The following is a 14,458-nucleotide window of genomic DNA, read 5'->3' on the forward strand; positions in this document are numbered from 1 at the left end:
TCGACGAGTTCCTCCGCCCCGCGGAGCCTTTCTCACCGCAACAAAAAAAACCGCTCGGGCGATCCCTCGCCCGAGCGGTTTTTCCATCCTAAAACCCCAACCCTTACTTCCCCAACCCCGTCGCCGCAATCGTCTGCTCGGCGGCCTGCGCGTACAGCGCATGCAGATGCGTCGTCGGATGCACGGTATCGGCGTACATGTACGTCTGATCCGCGCCCGCGACCGTCAACGTTTCCGGCGAGCAGAACAGCGACGTCGCGAAATCCTGCGGATTCGGCTCGCCGTACTTCTGCGCGGCCGCGGCCATCGCCTTCAGGTTGCACGCGGTGCCCGTATTCGACACCGTGAAGCCTAACTGCTGATAGTTCGCGGTGATCTGCGCCAGCTTCGGCGGCGTATCGAGGTAGATGACCTTCGACTTGATGTTGAGCGCCTGCAACGTCTGATCGAGCGCAGTATTGAACCCGATCGAAGCGCTCGAAAGACCGGCGCGCGTGACCGCGTCGCTCATCGTGCCCTGCGGCGTCGTGCCGATATCCGGCACGTTCGATACCAGCACATGCGTCGCGCCGTGCTGCAGGATCGTCGCGACGATTCCGCCGAGTTGCTTGGCCGCCGTGATGATCGCAGTGGATGCATCGGCCTGCGAGATCGCGCCGGCCTTAACCAACTGCAAGTTGTAAAGGACGTCGTTCGCGCCGCCATTCACGATGACGAGCTGATTCGCGTTGAAACTGCCGTGCGCCGCAAGGTAGTTCTGCACTTGCGTCGCGACCGGCACGGTCAACGCGCCCGCGTAGCTGTTCGGATCCGTAGCGTGACCGATGCCCATGGGATTCGTCACGCGCGCGCCGCCTTGCGCATAGCCGAGTCCCGACTGATTCGTCGGCGCAACCCCAAACCCCCCCGTCATCGCCGGCGTCAACGTATCGCCGTAATACTGCGCGACGTTCTGCACCCACACCTGACCCGGATTCGTCGTGAACCGTCCGCCGCCGAAGTTCGCGGCCGCGACCGGCGCATACGTGCCGACATCGGAAAGGCTGTCGCCGAACGACACCACTTGCAGCTTCACGCCGCCCGCGGGCGTCGAATTGTTGTCATCGCCGCCGCCGCCGCACGCGGCGATCAGGGCGAAGGCCGCGCTGGCCGTCGCGACTTGGGCAAAGCGCACCAGTGCGGCGCGCGTCGAGCGTTGCTTCTTCATGACCTCGTCTCCCTTCTTACCTGTTTTCTAGTTCGATTACGGCGTCAGACCGTGTCGCGGTCTTCATGCCGCTAGCTGCGAGTTTAAGCGATGCCGCGCGCCATCCTGGCGCGCGCGCAGCTTACGGCCGAGCGCCGTGCCCGACAGCGTACACGCGGCGCGCGTCTTTCCGAACGCGACTTCGTAGAAGAAATCTTCGGTGTTTGCAGACGCCCGTGCCCGCTCAATCCGCCACGCCCGGCCGACGCGCGCCTTCGTAGACCCATTCGAGCAGCGCATCGTGCGCGGCGCGCGCGGCCTCGGCGCGCGGATCGTTGATGAAACTCACGACCACATAGCTCTCGCCGTTCGCCGCGCCGACATAGCCCGCGATCGCGCGCACGTCGCGCAGCGTGCCGGTCTTGATGTGCGCATTGCCGAGCGCGCCCGCGTTCGTTAGACGGTTGCGCATGGTGCCGTCGACGCCCGCGATCGGCAGCGATTCGACGAACACCTGCGCGACCGGACTCGCGTTCGCGGCCATCAGCAGATCGGCGAGCGAGATCGCGGAAATATGCTCGTCGCGCGAAAGGCCGGAGCCGTTGTCGAGCACGAGACCGTTCATCGGCAGGGCGCTGCGTTTCAGGAACGCCTGGATCGCCGTCGCCGATTTCGCCGTCGTCGCGGGGGGCTTCAGTTGCGCCGCGCCGATCGTCAGGAACAGGTTGCGCGCCATCACGTTGTTGCTGAACTTGTTGATGTCGCGCACGACATCCGACAGCACCGGACTGCGATGCGTGCCGACGAGGCGCGCATTCGACGGCGTCGGGCCTTCGCGCGTCGTGCCTGCGAACGTGCCGCCCGCCTGCTTCCAGAGCGCGAGGAAACCGCCCGCGAAGAAGGTCGAATGATCGAGCGCCGCGACGTTGATCGTGCGCGAGCCGCAACGCAGCGGATAGTCGCCGACGAACGACGCCTGCACGAAGCCGCCCTGCGTCTGCGCGACGCTCGGCGACGCCGCCGAAAGCGAGCCGACGCACGCGCCGCGCGTCACGCGCAGTTCGTTGTCGATCTGAAGTTGCGCGAGTTGCGGCAATACGTCGATGGATACTTGTCCGTCGGCGTTGGGCGTCAGCGTGAAGGACAGCGATTTGAACGCGTAAAGCAGCGGATCGGGGCCGACGTTGTAGGGCGCGCTGTCGTCGTTGTCGAACGCGGGCAGATCGCGCGTCGACGCGTCGAAGTAGCGCTTGTCGAGCACGAGCGCGCCGTCGATGCCCGTGATGCCGTTCTTGCGAATCTGATCGACGAGATCGATCAGCTCTTCCGGCACGAGCTTCGGATCGCCCGTACCCTGAATGTACAGATTGCCGTGCAGCACGCCTTGCGCATCGAGCTGGCCGTCGGCGTACGCGGTCGTCTTCCAGCGATAGTCCGGGCCGAGCATCGAAAGGCCCGAGAAGGTCGTGACGAGCTTCATCGTCGATGCGGGCAGCATCGGCTCGTTCGCGTTCACCGAGACGAGCGGCAGCGGCGCGCCGACACGCTGCACGACGACGCTCATCGACGACAGCGGCACATGCGCGTGCGCGAGCGCCGTCATCACCGATGCGGGCAGCGGGCCGGCCGGCACGACCGCTTTCGCCGCGCGCTCGGCTTTCGCGCGCTTCGACTTCGCCCCGCCGATGGCCGCGCGCTGCGGCGCGTGACCTTGCGCATCGGCCTTCGAGCCGCCGCCGCGCGCATCGGCATCCGGCATATGGCCGAGGGCCGCGCAGGCGAACGCTGCGGCGAGAGCGTACGAAGACAGTCGGCGAGAGAAGGAACGGAAAACGGGCGGCATGGACGAGCGTTGTTCTTGGCTGGATGACGAGCGGCGGCGCGTGGCCGGGCGGGGTCGCGCCGCGAGGAAGCGGCTATTGTAGACAAGCTGGCTTGCGGAAATCGTACGGGTAAAAAATCATTGCACGACGCGCTTCGGGTGCGGCATGCGGTTGTCCTCCGATGCTGGACGATCGGCGCCGTTAAGTCCCGTTTAAGCCCCGCGCGGATACAATGACTCGCGGCCCCCGGCTGCGCCACGTAACCATCAACAGACATGTGCCATGCGAATCCTGCTTGTCGAAGATGACCGGATGATCGCCGAAGGCGTGCGCCGTGCGCTGCGCGCGGACGGCTTCGCAGTCGACTGGGTCCAGGACGGCGAGGCCGCGCTCACGGCGGTCGCGGGCGAGTCCTACGATCTGATGCTGCTCGATCTCGGCCTGCCCAAGCGCGACGGCCTCGACGTATTGAAGACCCTGCGCGCGCGTTCGAACTCGCTGCCGGTGCTGATCGTGACGGCGCGCGACGCCATCGCGGATCGCGTCAAAGGACTCGACGCCGGCGCGGACGATTACCTCGTCAAACCTTTCGATCTCGACGAACTCGGCGCGCGCATGCGTGCGCTGATCCGCCGTCATGCGGGGCGCGGCGAATCGCTCGTTCGGCACGGTGAACTGACGCTCGATCCGGTCGGTCATCAGGTGACGCTCGCGGGCAATCCCGTGTCGCTGTCGGCACGCGAATTCGCGCTGCTCGAAGCGCTGATGGCGCGGCCCGGCGCAGTGCTGTCGAAGAGCCAGCTCGAAGAAAAGATCTACGGCTGGGGCGAGGAAATCGGCAGCAATACGGTCGAGGTCTACATCCATTCGCTGCGCAAGAAGCTCGGCGCCGATCTCATCCGCAACGTGCGCGGCCTCGGCTACATGGTCGCGAAGGACGCCTGATGCGGTCGATCCGCCGGCAATTGCTGATCTGGCTGCTTGCGCTCGTGATCGTCGGCGTGGGCTTCGCGGGCTGGCTCATTTACCGGCAGGCGCTCGCCGAAGCCAACGAACTCTTCGACTATCAGCTTCAGCAGATCGCGGCCGCGCTGCCGTCCGAGCCGTTTTCTTCGGTGCTCAGTTCGCGCAGCGAAAGCGACGAAGGCGTCGTCATCCAGATCTGGAATCGCAACGGCGCGCTGATGTACTTCTCGCATCCGCGCGTGCCGCTCGCGCCGCATGCCGAACTCGGCTTCTCCACGGAGATGACGCCGCGCGGCGAATGGCGCGTGTATAGCGCGATTGTCGGCGATAACGTCGTGCAGCTCGCGCAGCCGCTGTCGATCAGAAATCGCGTCGCGGCGGGCGTCGCGTGGCGCACGCTGTGGCCGCTCGTGCTGCTGCTGCCGCTGCTCGGGCTCGCGATCTGGGTGATCGTCGGGCTCGGGCTCGCGCCTTTGCAACGCGTCACGCGCGCGCTCGACACGCGTCATCCGGAAGCGCTCGATCCGCTGCCGGATCGGCCGCTGCCGCAGGAAGTGCGGCCGGTCGTGCGTGCGCTGAATGCGCTGCTGTCGCGCTTGTCGGCGGCGCTCGACACGCAAAAGGCCTTCGTCGCCGATGCCGCGCACGAGCTTCGGACGCCGCTCGCCGCAGTGCAGATTCAGGCGCAGCTCGTCGCGCGCGCGCAGGATGACGAAACGCGTCGCGAGGCGCTCAGGGATCTGCACGAAGGCATCGCGCGCGCGACGCGGCTTGCGGAGCAACTGCTGGCGCTCGCCCGCTCGGAACCGGATGGCAAGGCGGCGTTCGCATCGGTCGATCTCGCCGCGCTGCTCGAATCATGCGTGCGCGGCTCGGTGCTGGTGGCGCAGCAACGCGGCGTCGATCTCGGCATCGAGGAGAGCGAACCGGCGACCGTGAACGGCGATCCCGATTCGCTGCGCGTGATGTTCAACAATCTCATCGACAACGCGACGAAGTACACGCCTCGCGGCGGCCGCGTGGACGTGTGCGTTCGTCTCGCCGATGGCCGTCCCGTCGTCGAAATCTCCGATACCGGGCCGGGCATTCCTCAAGAAGAGCGAGAAAGGGTGTTCGACCGGTTCTATCGCGTGGGCGAAGGGGCGAATCGCGCGCGCACGGATGTGTCCGGCAGCGGCCTCGGGCTCGCGATCGTGAAGCGGATCGCGCAGCAGCATGGCGCGACGGTGACGCTGGCGGAGTCGAGCGCGGGCGGTCTCAAGGTGGCCGTAACGTTCTGATGCGCGTGGCCGCCGCGCCGAAGCAAGCCGCTCTTCCTCCTCTTTTAAGAGCGGTTTAAGCGACGCCCCGTAACCTTGCTCCATCGATAAAGCGCGCTCCGTGAGAGCGCATCCCTCGTCAGGAGCACACACGATGAAAGCGAAGATTCTTACCCGCAGCGCCGTCGCGGCTGCCGTTGCCGTCGCCTTGTCGGCGGGTTACGTGGCGGGTCATAACAACGTTCCTGCACCGCAAGTCATCGCGCCCGCGCAAGCCGCCGCGATGATGCCCGCCGAAGCCGCGGCCAAGACGGGCATCCCCGATTTCTCCGGTCTCGTGGAAACGTATGGCCCGGCCGTCGTCAACATCAGCGCGAAGCACGTCGTCAAGCAGACGTCCGCGCGCAGCGGCCAGAATCAGTTGCCGATGGACCCCGACGATCCCTTCTATCAGTTCTTCAAGCGCTTCGGCGGCATGCCCGGCTTCGGCGGCGGCGATGGCGGCCCGCGCGCGGATCGTCCGAGCGAAGGCCTCGGCTCCGGCTTCATCGTCAGCAGCGACGGCTACATCCTCACCAACGCGCACGTCGTCGATAACGCGAACGTCGTCACCGTGAAGCTCACGGACAAGCGCGAATACCGCGCGAAGGTCATCGGCGCGGACAAGCAGTCGGACGTCGCCGTGCTGAAGATCGACGCGAAGAGCCTGCCGACGGTGAAGATCGGCGATCCGAACGGCAGCAAGGTCGGCCAGTGGGTCGTCGCGATCGGCTCGCCGTACGGGTTCGACAACACGGTGACGTCGGGCATCATCAGCGCGAAGTCGCGCGCGCTGCCCAACGAGAACTACACGCCGTTCATCCAGACCGACGTGCCGGTGAATCCGGGCAACTCCGGCGGGCCGCTTTTCAATCTGCAAGGCGAAGTGATCGGCATCAATTCGATGATCTATTCGCAGACGGGCGGCTTCCAGGGCCTTTCGTTCGCGATCCCGATCAATGAGGCGATCAAGGTCAAGGACGCGCTCATCAAGACGGGTCACGTCGATCGCGGCCGTCTCGGCGTGACGGTGCAGGGCATGAATCAGACGCTCGCGAATTCCTTCGGCATGAAGTCGCCGCAAGGCGCGCTCGTGAGCTCGGTCGAGCCGGGCGGGCCGGCCGCGAAGGCGGGTCTGCAACCGGGCGACGTCATCACGGCGCTCAACGGCGAGCCGGTCACGGATTCGACCTCGCTGCCGTCGCAGGTCGCGGGTCTCGCGCCGGGCACGTCCGCGAAGGTCACGGTGTGGCGCGACAAGAGCGCGAAGGATCTCAGCGTGACCATCGGCGCGTTGAAGGACACGAAGACCGCGAGCGCGAAGACCGGCGGCGGTGACGAATCGTCGGCGCAGGATGCGCGCCTCGGCGTCGCGGTGCGTCCGCTTACGCCGGAAGAAAGGCAGAACGATTCGCTCTCGCGCGGCCTGCTCGTGCAGCAGGCGGGCGGCGCGGCAGCGAACGCGGGCATTCAGCCGGGCGACGTGATTCTCGCCGTCAACGGCCAGCCGGTGACGTCCGTGCAACAGTTGAAGTCGATGGTTCAGCACGCGGGCGACAGCATCGCGCTCCTGATCCAGCGCGACGACGCGCAGATCTTCGTGCCTGTCGATCTCGGCTGACGCAGCGCATCGGGCCGCGACGCGGGCACGAAGCATGCTCCCGGGTTCCCTGGTGCCCCATCGCGTGAAACCGACGCATCGGGCGTGACGCCGCCGGCGCTTTCGAGCGCGGCGGCATCGGAAAAAGGAGCTGAAAACATGACGAGCAGAACCACGGGCAGGCTGGCGGCCGCGCTTCTCGTTGCGGCGGCGAGCGCGAGCATGGCGGGCGGCGCCTGGGCGCAGCAGGCGAGCGGCGCCTCGGGCGGCACGGCGACCGATTTGTCGAGCGCCGGCAACACCAACGGCGGCGGCCTGCCGCAGATCGAGCAGCAAGGCGACGTTTCGTATACGTCGGGCGGCGTCGGCCTCGACGAGTCGCGCGCATTGTTGCGCGAACAGGCGCACTGGCCGCTATCGCTGCGCTTCACGGGGCCGACTTCCGATTACCTTTCGGGCGTGCATGTGCGCGTCGTCGGCGGCAAGGGCGGCGAGGTGCTGTCCACGGAATCGATGGGACCGTACATGCTCGTCAAGCTGCCGCCCGGCAACTATACGGTCTACGCGAAGTACAAGGATCAGGAGAAAAAGCAGGCCGTGACGGTCGCGGGGCCGGGCAAGGCCAAGGCGGCATTCCACTGGAACATTCAGTAAGCGCGGGCGTCGAAAGGGAAACGCCCGGGCCGTCGAAAGCGCTCACGCAGGATCGGAAGTTTGTCTCATAATTAAGCCACGGGTGTCTCGATGACTCGTGGCTTTTTCTTTGGAAGCCGGTTCTTACGCGGAGGGGCAGCACGATGGGCACGGAACTGAACGTCGGGCACGAAACGGCGCATCACATCGAGATCACGCTGAACGGGCGGCGCTGCCGCGTGATCCATCAGGGCGTGACCTACGCCGATACGCACGCATCCCTCACGCTCGTCGAGCAGGGCGCGGAGAAAGTGCACTACTTTCCGCGCGCCGACGTGAACATGGCGCGCCTCGAACGCTCGATTCACACCACGCACTGCCCGACGAAGGGCCAGGCGACGCACTATCATCTGCTGACCGAAGACGGCCCGGTCGAGAACGCCGCGTGGAGCTACGAAGCGCCGCTCGACGCCGCCGCGAAAATCAAGGGCTATCTCGCGTTCTACGGTTCGCGCGTCGATCGCATCGACGAGACTTCCTAGGCGCGCATCCGAACAGACACCTTACATCCGCTCCGCCATAACGAACGCATGCGATCCTTGTCCCGGAGGCTCGAATGGAAGTCACCGATGCGCTGTGCGTTCCGCTCGATTGCGCGCACGTCCGCGAGGCGCTCTCCGATCTCGCGTTGCTGCGCGCGAGCCTCGACAATTGCGAATCGTTCACGCGCACGCCCAACGGCGAGTATGTCCTCACGCTGATCGTGCCGCTCGGCGCGCTGCGGGCGCGCTACGAAATTCGCGCGCACGCCGCCGGGCGCACGCGACAGGCGGCGCATGAAGAAGGGGAAAGCGACGCGTCGCACGACGGCGCGTACGCGCGCACGCTGAGCTTCAAGGCGCGCGGCGAAGGCGTCGGCTCATTGCGCGGGCAGATCGCGGTCGCGCTCAATCCCGATGACGACGGCGCCGCGACGTGGATCGAATACACCGTCTGGGCGACGGTCTCGGGACCGCTCGCCGGCTTGCCCGCGCGTCAGATCGAAAACGCGCTTCGTGAAGGCGCCGACGATTTCTTCGCCGAGTTCTGCGAAGTGGTGCGTGCGAAGCACGGCTTGCCGTCGATGCGCGCGGCAGGCGCAAGCGCCGAGCGCCGGCATGTGTTCTTGCGGCCGGGCGCGATGTCGGCGGCGTTCTCGCGTCGCTCGGGCGCGATGCGCGGGCATTCCGCCGACGCCCACGCGAGCGGCGTGCTGCGGCATCGGCTGCACGGACACGGATTCGTGCACAACGACCGCGATCATTCCCACGATCCGCATCCGCTCGGCCTGCCGATATGGGCGTGGGCGGCGATGCTCGTGTGCATCGCGCTGTTCGCGTATTTCGCGCAGCGCATCGGTTCGCAATAGACGGCGCGAATCAGGCGCTCGCGGGCATCAGCAGCGACGGGCTGCAGCGCAATGCGTCGAAGCATGCGTCGATGAGCGCTTCGGCGTCGCGTTCCGGATGAACGATGTCGGGCAGCATCAGCGAATGGTGCAGGATGCCCGTGAAGAGACAGTGGAGCATGGTCATCGCGCGGCGCGTGTCGAGCGTCGCCGGAAGCTGCTTCTTTTCGACGGCGTTGCGCAGCGCGCGCTCGATGCGCTCCATGCCGTCGCGCATGTTGTTCCGATGCCGCTCGCGCACCGGCCCCATTTCCTCGACGAATTCGCATTTCATGAAGAGGATGTCGAAGACGCGGCGCCGCTGCTCGTCGGTCGTGATGTTGCGCATGCACCAGACGAAGAGTTCATGCAAACGCGCGAGCGGGTCTTCCTCCTTGCCGTCCAGCGTGGATTCCACGAGTTCGTCGAGCGGCAAAAGGCTGCGGTCGAACATCGCGTTGAAGAGATCGCCCTTGTTGGCGAAATGCCAGTAGATCGCGCCGCGCGTGACGCCCGCCGCCTGCGCGATGTCCGCGAGCGTCGTGCGCGATACCCCTTTTTCGTAGAAGACGCGCTCGGCCGCGTCGAGTACGCGGTTGCGCGTCAACTGCGCTTCTTCCTTGGTTCGTCTGACCATATCCTGCGGCCGGTGGCCGTCTGCTCCTGCTACTGCCGTTTGAAAGCCGCTCTGTGGACGACTCTGTCGAAGGTTCGTCGAACGTAATCGATTCCCCGGAGCGGTTTCTTCTCATCGCCAATGGGGAGAAACACGTACGGTTTTTTACATTCATTCGTGAATGTATATACAATACCACCCGTTTACGAATATTCACAAATTCATCCGGCGGGCGGATTTCGCATAAGCTTGCGTTTCCATTGCCCGTTCTGGCCGTCCTGTGGCCACGGGCGACGCCTCCGAGCGTCGCGCACGGGTATGAGGCGTCACGCGCAGGCTGGCGTCGCCGCTCACTCGCCGGACAAGTTGGTGTATTCACAGCGTCCCGAAGGACGCTCGTGCGCGGCGTTGCCCGGGGAAGGCCGCCGCGTGCCCAAACTTCACTCTCAGTCTTAGACAGAGGTCGCTCCATGCGCGTCGAACGGGTTCCACTCCGCTTAATCACCGCCGCGACGGCTGCCGTGTTCCTGGCAGCGTGCGGGCAAAAACAATCAGCGCCTCCGCCGCAAACGCCCGAAGTGGGTATCGTCACCGTGCAGCCGACGAGCGTGCCGGTCATCGTCGATTTGCCGGGCCGCACCAACGCCTATCTGGTCGCGCAAGTGCGCGCACGGGTCGATGGCATCGTGCTGCGCCGCGAGTTCACTGAAGGCTCCGAGGTCAAGGCCGGTCAGCGTCTCTACAAGATCGATCCGGCGCCGTACATCGCCGCGCTGAACAACGCCAAGGCGACGCTCGCGAAGGCGCAGGCGAACGTCGCGTCGCAGAATGCGCTCGTCGCGCGCTACAAGATCCTCGTCGCGGCCAATGCCGTGTCGAAGCAGGATTACGACAACGCCGTCGCGGCGCAAGGCCAGGCCGTCGCGGATGTCGCCGCGGGCAAGGCATCGGTCGATACCGCGCAGATCAACTTGGGCTACACCGACGTCGTCTCGCCGATCACCGGCCGCACCGGTCTCTCGCAGGTCACGCCGGGCGCCTACGTTCAGGCGAGCGCCGCGACGCTGCTCACGACCGTGCAGCAGCTCGATCCGATCTACGTCGATCTGACGCAATCGAGCGTCGAAGGCTTGCGCCTGCGCCGTCAGATTCAGGAAGGCCGTCTGCAGACCGAAGGCATCCACGCCGCGAAGGTCACGCTCCAGCTCGAAGACGGCCGCACGTACACCGAGCAGGGCAAGCTGCAGTTCTCCGACGTGAGCGTCGACCAGAGCACCGGTTCGGTGACGGTGCGCGCGATCTTCCAGAACAAGGACCGCGTGCTTCTGCCGGGCATGTTCGTGCGCGCGCGGATTCAGGAAGGCACGAACGACCACGCGCTCGTCGTGCCGCAGATCGGCGTCACGCATGACCAGAAGGGCACGCCGACCGCGCTCGTCGTCAACAAGGACAACAAGGTGGAACTGCGCCAGCTCGTCACGGGCAGCACGTTCGGCAACAACTGGGTGGTCGACAGCGGCCTGAACCCGGGCGACCGCGTGATCGTGAACGGCGTGGAGAAGGCGAAGCCCGGCATGCAGGTGAAGCCGGTCGACGCGAAATTCCCGTATCCCGTAGCCGGCGCATCGGATGCGCAGGCGGCATCGGCGCCGGCCAGTGCCAGCGGCGCGAGCGCTGCCAGCGGTCCGCAAGCCGCATCGGCCGCCTCCGCTGCATCGGGCGCGCAATAAAAGGGAGCCTGTTACATGGCAAAGTTTTTTATCGATCGACCGATCTTCGCGTGGGTGATCGCGATCATCCTGATGCTGGCGGGGATGGCGTCGATCTTCACGCTGCCGGTCGCGCAGTATCCGACGATCGCGCCGCCCGCGATCCAGATCAGCGCGACGTATCCGGGCGCATCCGCGAGCACCGTCGAAAACACGGTGACGCAGGTGATCGAGCAGCAGATGACCGGCCTCGACCACTTGCTGTACCTGTCGTCGACGTCCGATGACTCGGGCACGGCCACCGTCACGCTGACGTTCGCGGCGGGCACGAACCCGGACATCGCGCAGGTGCAGGTGCAGAACAAGCTGCAGCTCGCGACGCCGCTGCTTCCGCAAGTCGTGCAGCAGTTGGGCACGAAGGTCACGAAGTCGAGTTCGAGCTTCCTGCTCGTGCTCGCGTTCGTGTCCGAAGACGGCAGCATGAGCAAGTACGACCTCGCGAACTACGTGGCGTCGAACGTGGCGGATCCGCTCTCGCGTATCGACGGCGTCGGTACGACGACGCTGTTCGGCTCGCAGTACGCGATGCGCGTCTGGCTCGATGCGACCAAGCTCACGAACTTCGCGCTCACGCCTGTCGACGTGAAGAACGCGATCACGAACCAGAACGTGCAGGTGGCGGCGGGTGCGCTCGGCGGCACGCCGGCGGTGCCGGGGCAGATGCTCCAGGCGACCATCACGGAAGCGACGCTGCTGCGCACGCCCGAGCAGTTCGGCAACATCCTGCTGAAAGTGAATCAGGACGGCTCGCGCGTGTTGCTGAAGGATGTCGCGCGGCTCGAGCTCGGCGGCGAAAACTACAACTTCGATACGAAGTACAACGGACAGCCGACTGCCGGCTTCGGTATCCAGCTCGCGACGGGCGCGAACGCGCTCCAGACCGCGAAACTGGTCCGCCAGAAGATCGACGATCTGTCGAAATACTTCCCGCATGGACTGGTGGTGAAGTATCCGTATGACACGACGCCGTTCGTGCGACTGTCGATCGAGGAAGTGGTCAAGACGCTGATCGAAGGCATCGTGCTCGTGTTCCTCGTGATGTATCTGTTCCTGCAGAACCTGCGGGCGACGATCATCCCGACGATCGCGGTGCCGGTCGTTCTGCTCGGCACGTTCGCGATCATGTCGGCGGTGGGCTTCTCGATCAACGTGCTGTCGATGTTCGGCCTCGTGCTCGCGATCGGCCTGCTCGTCGACGATGCGATCGTGGTCGTGGAGAACGTCGAGCGGGTGATGTCGGAGGAGCATTTACCGCCGCGCGAAGCGACCCGCAAGGCGATGGGGCAGATCACCGGCGCGCTGGTCGGCGTGGCGCTCGTGCTGTCGGCGGTGTTCGTGCCGGTGGCCTTCTCCGGCGGCTCGGTCGGCGCGATCTACCGTCAGTTCTCGCTGACGATCGTCGCGGCGATGGTGCTGTCCGTCATGGTCGCGCTGATTCTCACGCCGGCGCTGTGCGCGACGATCCTGAAGCCGCATCCGGAAGGGCACGAGCCCGAGAAGAAGGGCTTCTTCGGCTGGTTCAACCGCACGTTCAACAAGAGTCAGGAGAAGTATCACAGCGGCGTGCAGCACGTCATTCGCCGCTCGGGACGCTGGCTCATCATCTATATCGTCGTGATCGTCGCGGTGGGCATGCTGTTCCTGCGTCTGCCGAAGTCGTTCCTGCCCGATGAAGACCAGGGCACGATGTTCGTGCTCGTGAACGCGCCGTCCGGCTCCACGCAGGAGTACACCGCGCACGTTCTGAAGGACGTGCAGGACTATCTGCTGAAGGACGAGAAATCGATCGTCGAATCGGTCTTCACGGTGAACGGCTTCTCGTTCGCGGGCCGCGGCCAGAACTCCGGCCTCGTGTTCGTGCGGATGAAGGACTACGCGGAACGCCAGCACAGCGACCAGAAGGTGCAGGCGCTCGTCGGACGCATGTTCATGCACTTCGCGCCTTACAAGGACGCGATGATCTTCCCGGTCAATCCGCCTTCGATTCCGGAACTCGGCACGGCGGCGGGCTTCGACTTCGAGCTGCAGGATCGCGGCGGCCTCGGCCACGCTAAGCTGATGGAAGCGCGCAACATGCTGCTCGGCATGGCCGCGAAGGATCCGACGCTCGCACAGGTGCGTCCGAACGGCCTGAACGACACGCCGCAGTTCAAGGTGAATGTCGATCGCGAGAAGGCGAGCGCGCTCGGCATCGCCGTATCGGACATCGATCAGACATTCTCGATCGCGTGGGCGTCGCAGTACGTGAACAACTTCCTCGACGTCGACAACCGGATCAAGAAAGTCTACGTGCAGGGCGATGGTCCGTTCCGCATGAACCCCGACGACCTGAACAAGTGGTACGTGCGCAATGGCGCCGGAACGATGGTGCCGTTCGGCGCCTTCGCGACGGGCAACTGGACCTACGGTTCGCCGAAGCTCGAACGCTACAACGGCATCTCGGCGGTGGAAATCCAGGGCGCGGCGGCGGCGGGCAAGTCGACCGGCCAGGCGATGACCGCGATGGAAGCGATCGCGGCGAAGCTGCCGGCGGGCATCGGCTACGAATGGACGGGCCTTTCCTATCAGGAACGCCAGTCGGGTTCGCAGGCGCCGATTCTCTACGGCATCTCGATCCTCGTCGTGTTCCTGTGTCTCGCGGCGCTGTATGAAAGCTGGTCGATTCCGTTCTCGGTCATCATGGTCGTGCCGCTCGGCGTGCTCGGCGCGCTGCTCGCGGCGACGCTGCGCGGTCTGGAAAACGACGTGTTCTTCCAGGTCGGCCTGTTGACGACCGTGGGTCTGTCGGCGAAGAACGCGATTCTGATCGTGGAATTCGCGCGCGAGTTGCGGATTCAGGGCATGTCGACGGTCGAAGCGGCGATGGAAGCGGCGCGCCTGCGGTTGCGCCCGATCCTGATGACCTCGCTCGCGTTCATTCTCGGCGTGATGCCGCTCGCGATCAGTAACGGCGCGGGCTCGGCGAGCCAGCACGCGATCGGCACCGGCGTGATCGGCGGCATGTTGACCGCGACCTTCCTCGCCATCTTCATGATTCCGATGTTCTTCGTCGTTATCAGCAAGTTCAGCAAGAGCAAGGACGTGCCGGCGCCGGGTTCGTCGGGCGACATCGAAGGCACGAACGGTAAGGAAGGACACTGA

General features: G+C 65.3%; 11 protein-coding genes. 8 read left to right on the top strand and 3 right to left on the bottom strand.

What is annotated here, in order from left to right; all coding sequences use genetic code 11:
- Positions 1–103: 103 nt before the first annotated feature.
- On the bottom strand, positions 104–1,207 hold the full coding sequence (locus NCS00_RS02945; RefSeq protein WP_008351318.1) for an SGNH/GDSL hydrolase family protein: 1,104 nt from the start codon (positions 1,205–1,207) through the stop codon (positions 104–106).
- A gap of 223 nt (positions 1,208–1,430) precedes the next feature.
- On the bottom strand, positions 1,431–3,029 hold the full coding sequence (gene dacB / locus NCS00_RS02950; protein ID WP_033536528.1) for a D-alanyl-D-alanine carboxypeptidase/D-alanyl-D-alanine endopeptidase: 1,599 nt from the start codon (positions 3,027–3,029) through the stop codon (positions 1,431–1,433).
- A 262-nt stretch (positions 3,030–3,291) separates the two neighbouring features.
- Here dacB and NCS00_RS02955 point away from each other — a divergent pair, with 262 nt between their 5' ends.
- The 6 genes from NCS00_RS02955 (at position 3,292) to NCS00_RS02980 (ending at position 8,914) form a co-directional block, all read left to right on the top strand.
- Positions 3,292–3,954, top strand: a complete 663-nt coding sequence (locus NCS00_RS02955; RefSeq protein ID WP_008351316.1) for a response regulator — start codon at positions 3,292–3,294, stop codon at positions 3,952–3,954.
- Positions 3,954–5,255, top strand: coding sequence for an ATP-binding protein (locus NCS00_RS02960; RefSeq protein ID WP_250439016.1), 1,302 nt, complete (start codon positions 3,954–3,956; stop codon positions 5,253–5,255). Before NCS00_RS02955 ends, NCS00_RS02960 begins: the two co-directional genes overlap by 1 nt.
- Positions 5,256–5,388: 133 nt before the next feature.
- Complete coding sequence (locus tag NCS00_RS02965) at positions 5,389–6,894, top strand: DegQ family serine endoprotease (RefSeq protein WP_008351314.1); 1,506 nt, start codon at positions 5,389–5,391, stop codon at positions 6,892–6,894.
- A 138-nt stretch (positions 6,895–7,032) separates the two neighbouring features.
- Positions 7,033–7,527 carry a hypothetical protein gene (locus NCS00_RS02970; RefSeq protein WP_034470827.1) on the top strand — a complete coding sequence of 165 codons (495 nt, stop codon included), beginning with the start codon at positions 7,033–7,035 and terminating at the stop codon, positions 7,525–7,527.
- A gap of 143 nt (positions 7,528–7,670) precedes the next feature.
- Positions 7,671–8,048, top strand: a complete 378-nt coding sequence (locus NCS00_RS02975) for a DUF427 domain-containing protein (protein ID WP_008351311.1) — start codon at positions 7,671–7,673, stop codon at positions 8,046–8,048.
- Between the two features lie 74 nt (positions 8,049–8,122).
- On the top strand, positions 8,123–8,914 hold the full coding sequence (locus tag NCS00_RS02980; protein ID WP_008351310.1) for an SRPBCC family protein: 792 nt from the start codon (positions 8,123–8,125) through the stop codon (positions 8,912–8,914).
- A 10-nt stretch (positions 8,915–8,924) separates the two neighbouring features.
- Here NCS00_RS02980 and NCS00_RS02985 read toward each other — a convergent pair whose 3' ends face one another.
- Positions 8,925–9,569, bottom strand: coding sequence for a TetR family transcriptional regulator (locus tag NCS00_RS02985; RefSeq protein WP_250439019.1), 645 nt, complete (start codon positions 9,567–9,569; stop codon positions 8,925–8,927).
- A 449-nt stretch (positions 9,570–10,018) separates the two neighbouring features.
- Here NCS00_RS02985 and NCS00_RS02990 point away from each other — a divergent pair, with 449 nt between their 5' ends.
- Complete coding sequence (locus tag NCS00_RS02990) at positions 10,019–11,278, top strand: efflux RND transporter periplasmic adaptor subunit (RefSeq protein WP_034470730.1); 1,260 nt, start codon at positions 10,019–10,021, stop codon at positions 11,276–11,278.
- Positions 11,279–11,293: 15 nt separating this feature from the next.
- Entirely contained in the window at positions 11,294–14,458 is a 3,165-nt protein-coding gene (locus tag NCS00_RS02995) for an efflux RND transporter permease subunit (protein WP_034470733.1), read from the top strand.

The sequence above is a fragment of the Caballeronia sp. AZ1_KS37 genome, assembly GCF_023631165.1.
In the GTDB taxonomy this organism is placed as follows: Bacteria; Pseudomonadota; Gammaproteobacteria; order Burkholderiales; family Burkholderiaceae; genus Caballeronia; species Caballeronia zhejiangensis.

Excerpts from the sequence above, each read along its gene's own strand:
- NCS00_RS02995 (WP_034470733.1), top strand. The coding sequence starts at position 11,294 with ATGGCAAAGTTTTTTATCGATCGACCGATCTTCGCGTGGGTGATCGCG.
- NCS00_RS02990 (WP_034470730.1), top strand. The coding sequence starts at position 10,019 with ATGCGCGTCGAACGGGTTCCACTCCGCTTAATCACCGCCGCGACGGCT.
- NCS00_RS02975 (WP_008351311.1), top strand. The coding sequence starts at position 7,671 with ATGGGCACGGAACTGAACGTCGGGCACGAAACGGCGCATCACATCGAG.
- NCS00_RS02980 (WP_008351310.1), top strand. The coding sequence starts at position 8,123 with ATGGAAGTCACCGATGCGCTGTGCGTTCCGCTCGATTGCGCGCACGTC.
- NCS00_RS02965 (WP_008351314.1), top strand. The coding sequence starts at position 5,389 with ATGAAAGCGAAGATTCTTACCCGCAGCGCCGTCGCGGCTGCCGTTGCC.
- NCS00_RS02945 (WP_008351318.1), bottom strand. The coding sequence starts at position 1,207 with ATGAAGAAGCAACGCTCGACGCGCGCCGCACTGGTGCGCTTTGCCCAA.
- NCS00_RS02960 (WP_250439016.1), top strand. The coding sequence starts at position 3,954 with ATGCGGTCGATCCGCCGGCAATTGCTGATCTGGCTGCTTGCGCTCGTG.
- dacB (WP_033536528.1), bottom strand. The coding sequence starts at position 3,029 with ATGCCGCCCGTTTTCCGTTCCTTCTCTCGCCGACTGTCTTCGTACGCT.
- NCS00_RS02955 (WP_008351316.1), top strand. The coding sequence starts at position 3,292 with ATGCGAATCCTGCTTGTCGAAGATGACCGGATGATCGCCGAAGGCGTG.
- NCS00_RS02985 (WP_250439019.1), bottom strand. The coding sequence starts at position 9,569 with ATGGTCAGACGAACCAAGGAAGAAGCGCAGTTGACGCGCAACCGCGTA.
- NCS00_RS02970 (WP_034470827.1), top strand. The coding sequence starts at position 7,033 with ATGACGAGCAGAACCACGGGCAGGCTGGCGGCCGCGCTTCTCGTTGCG.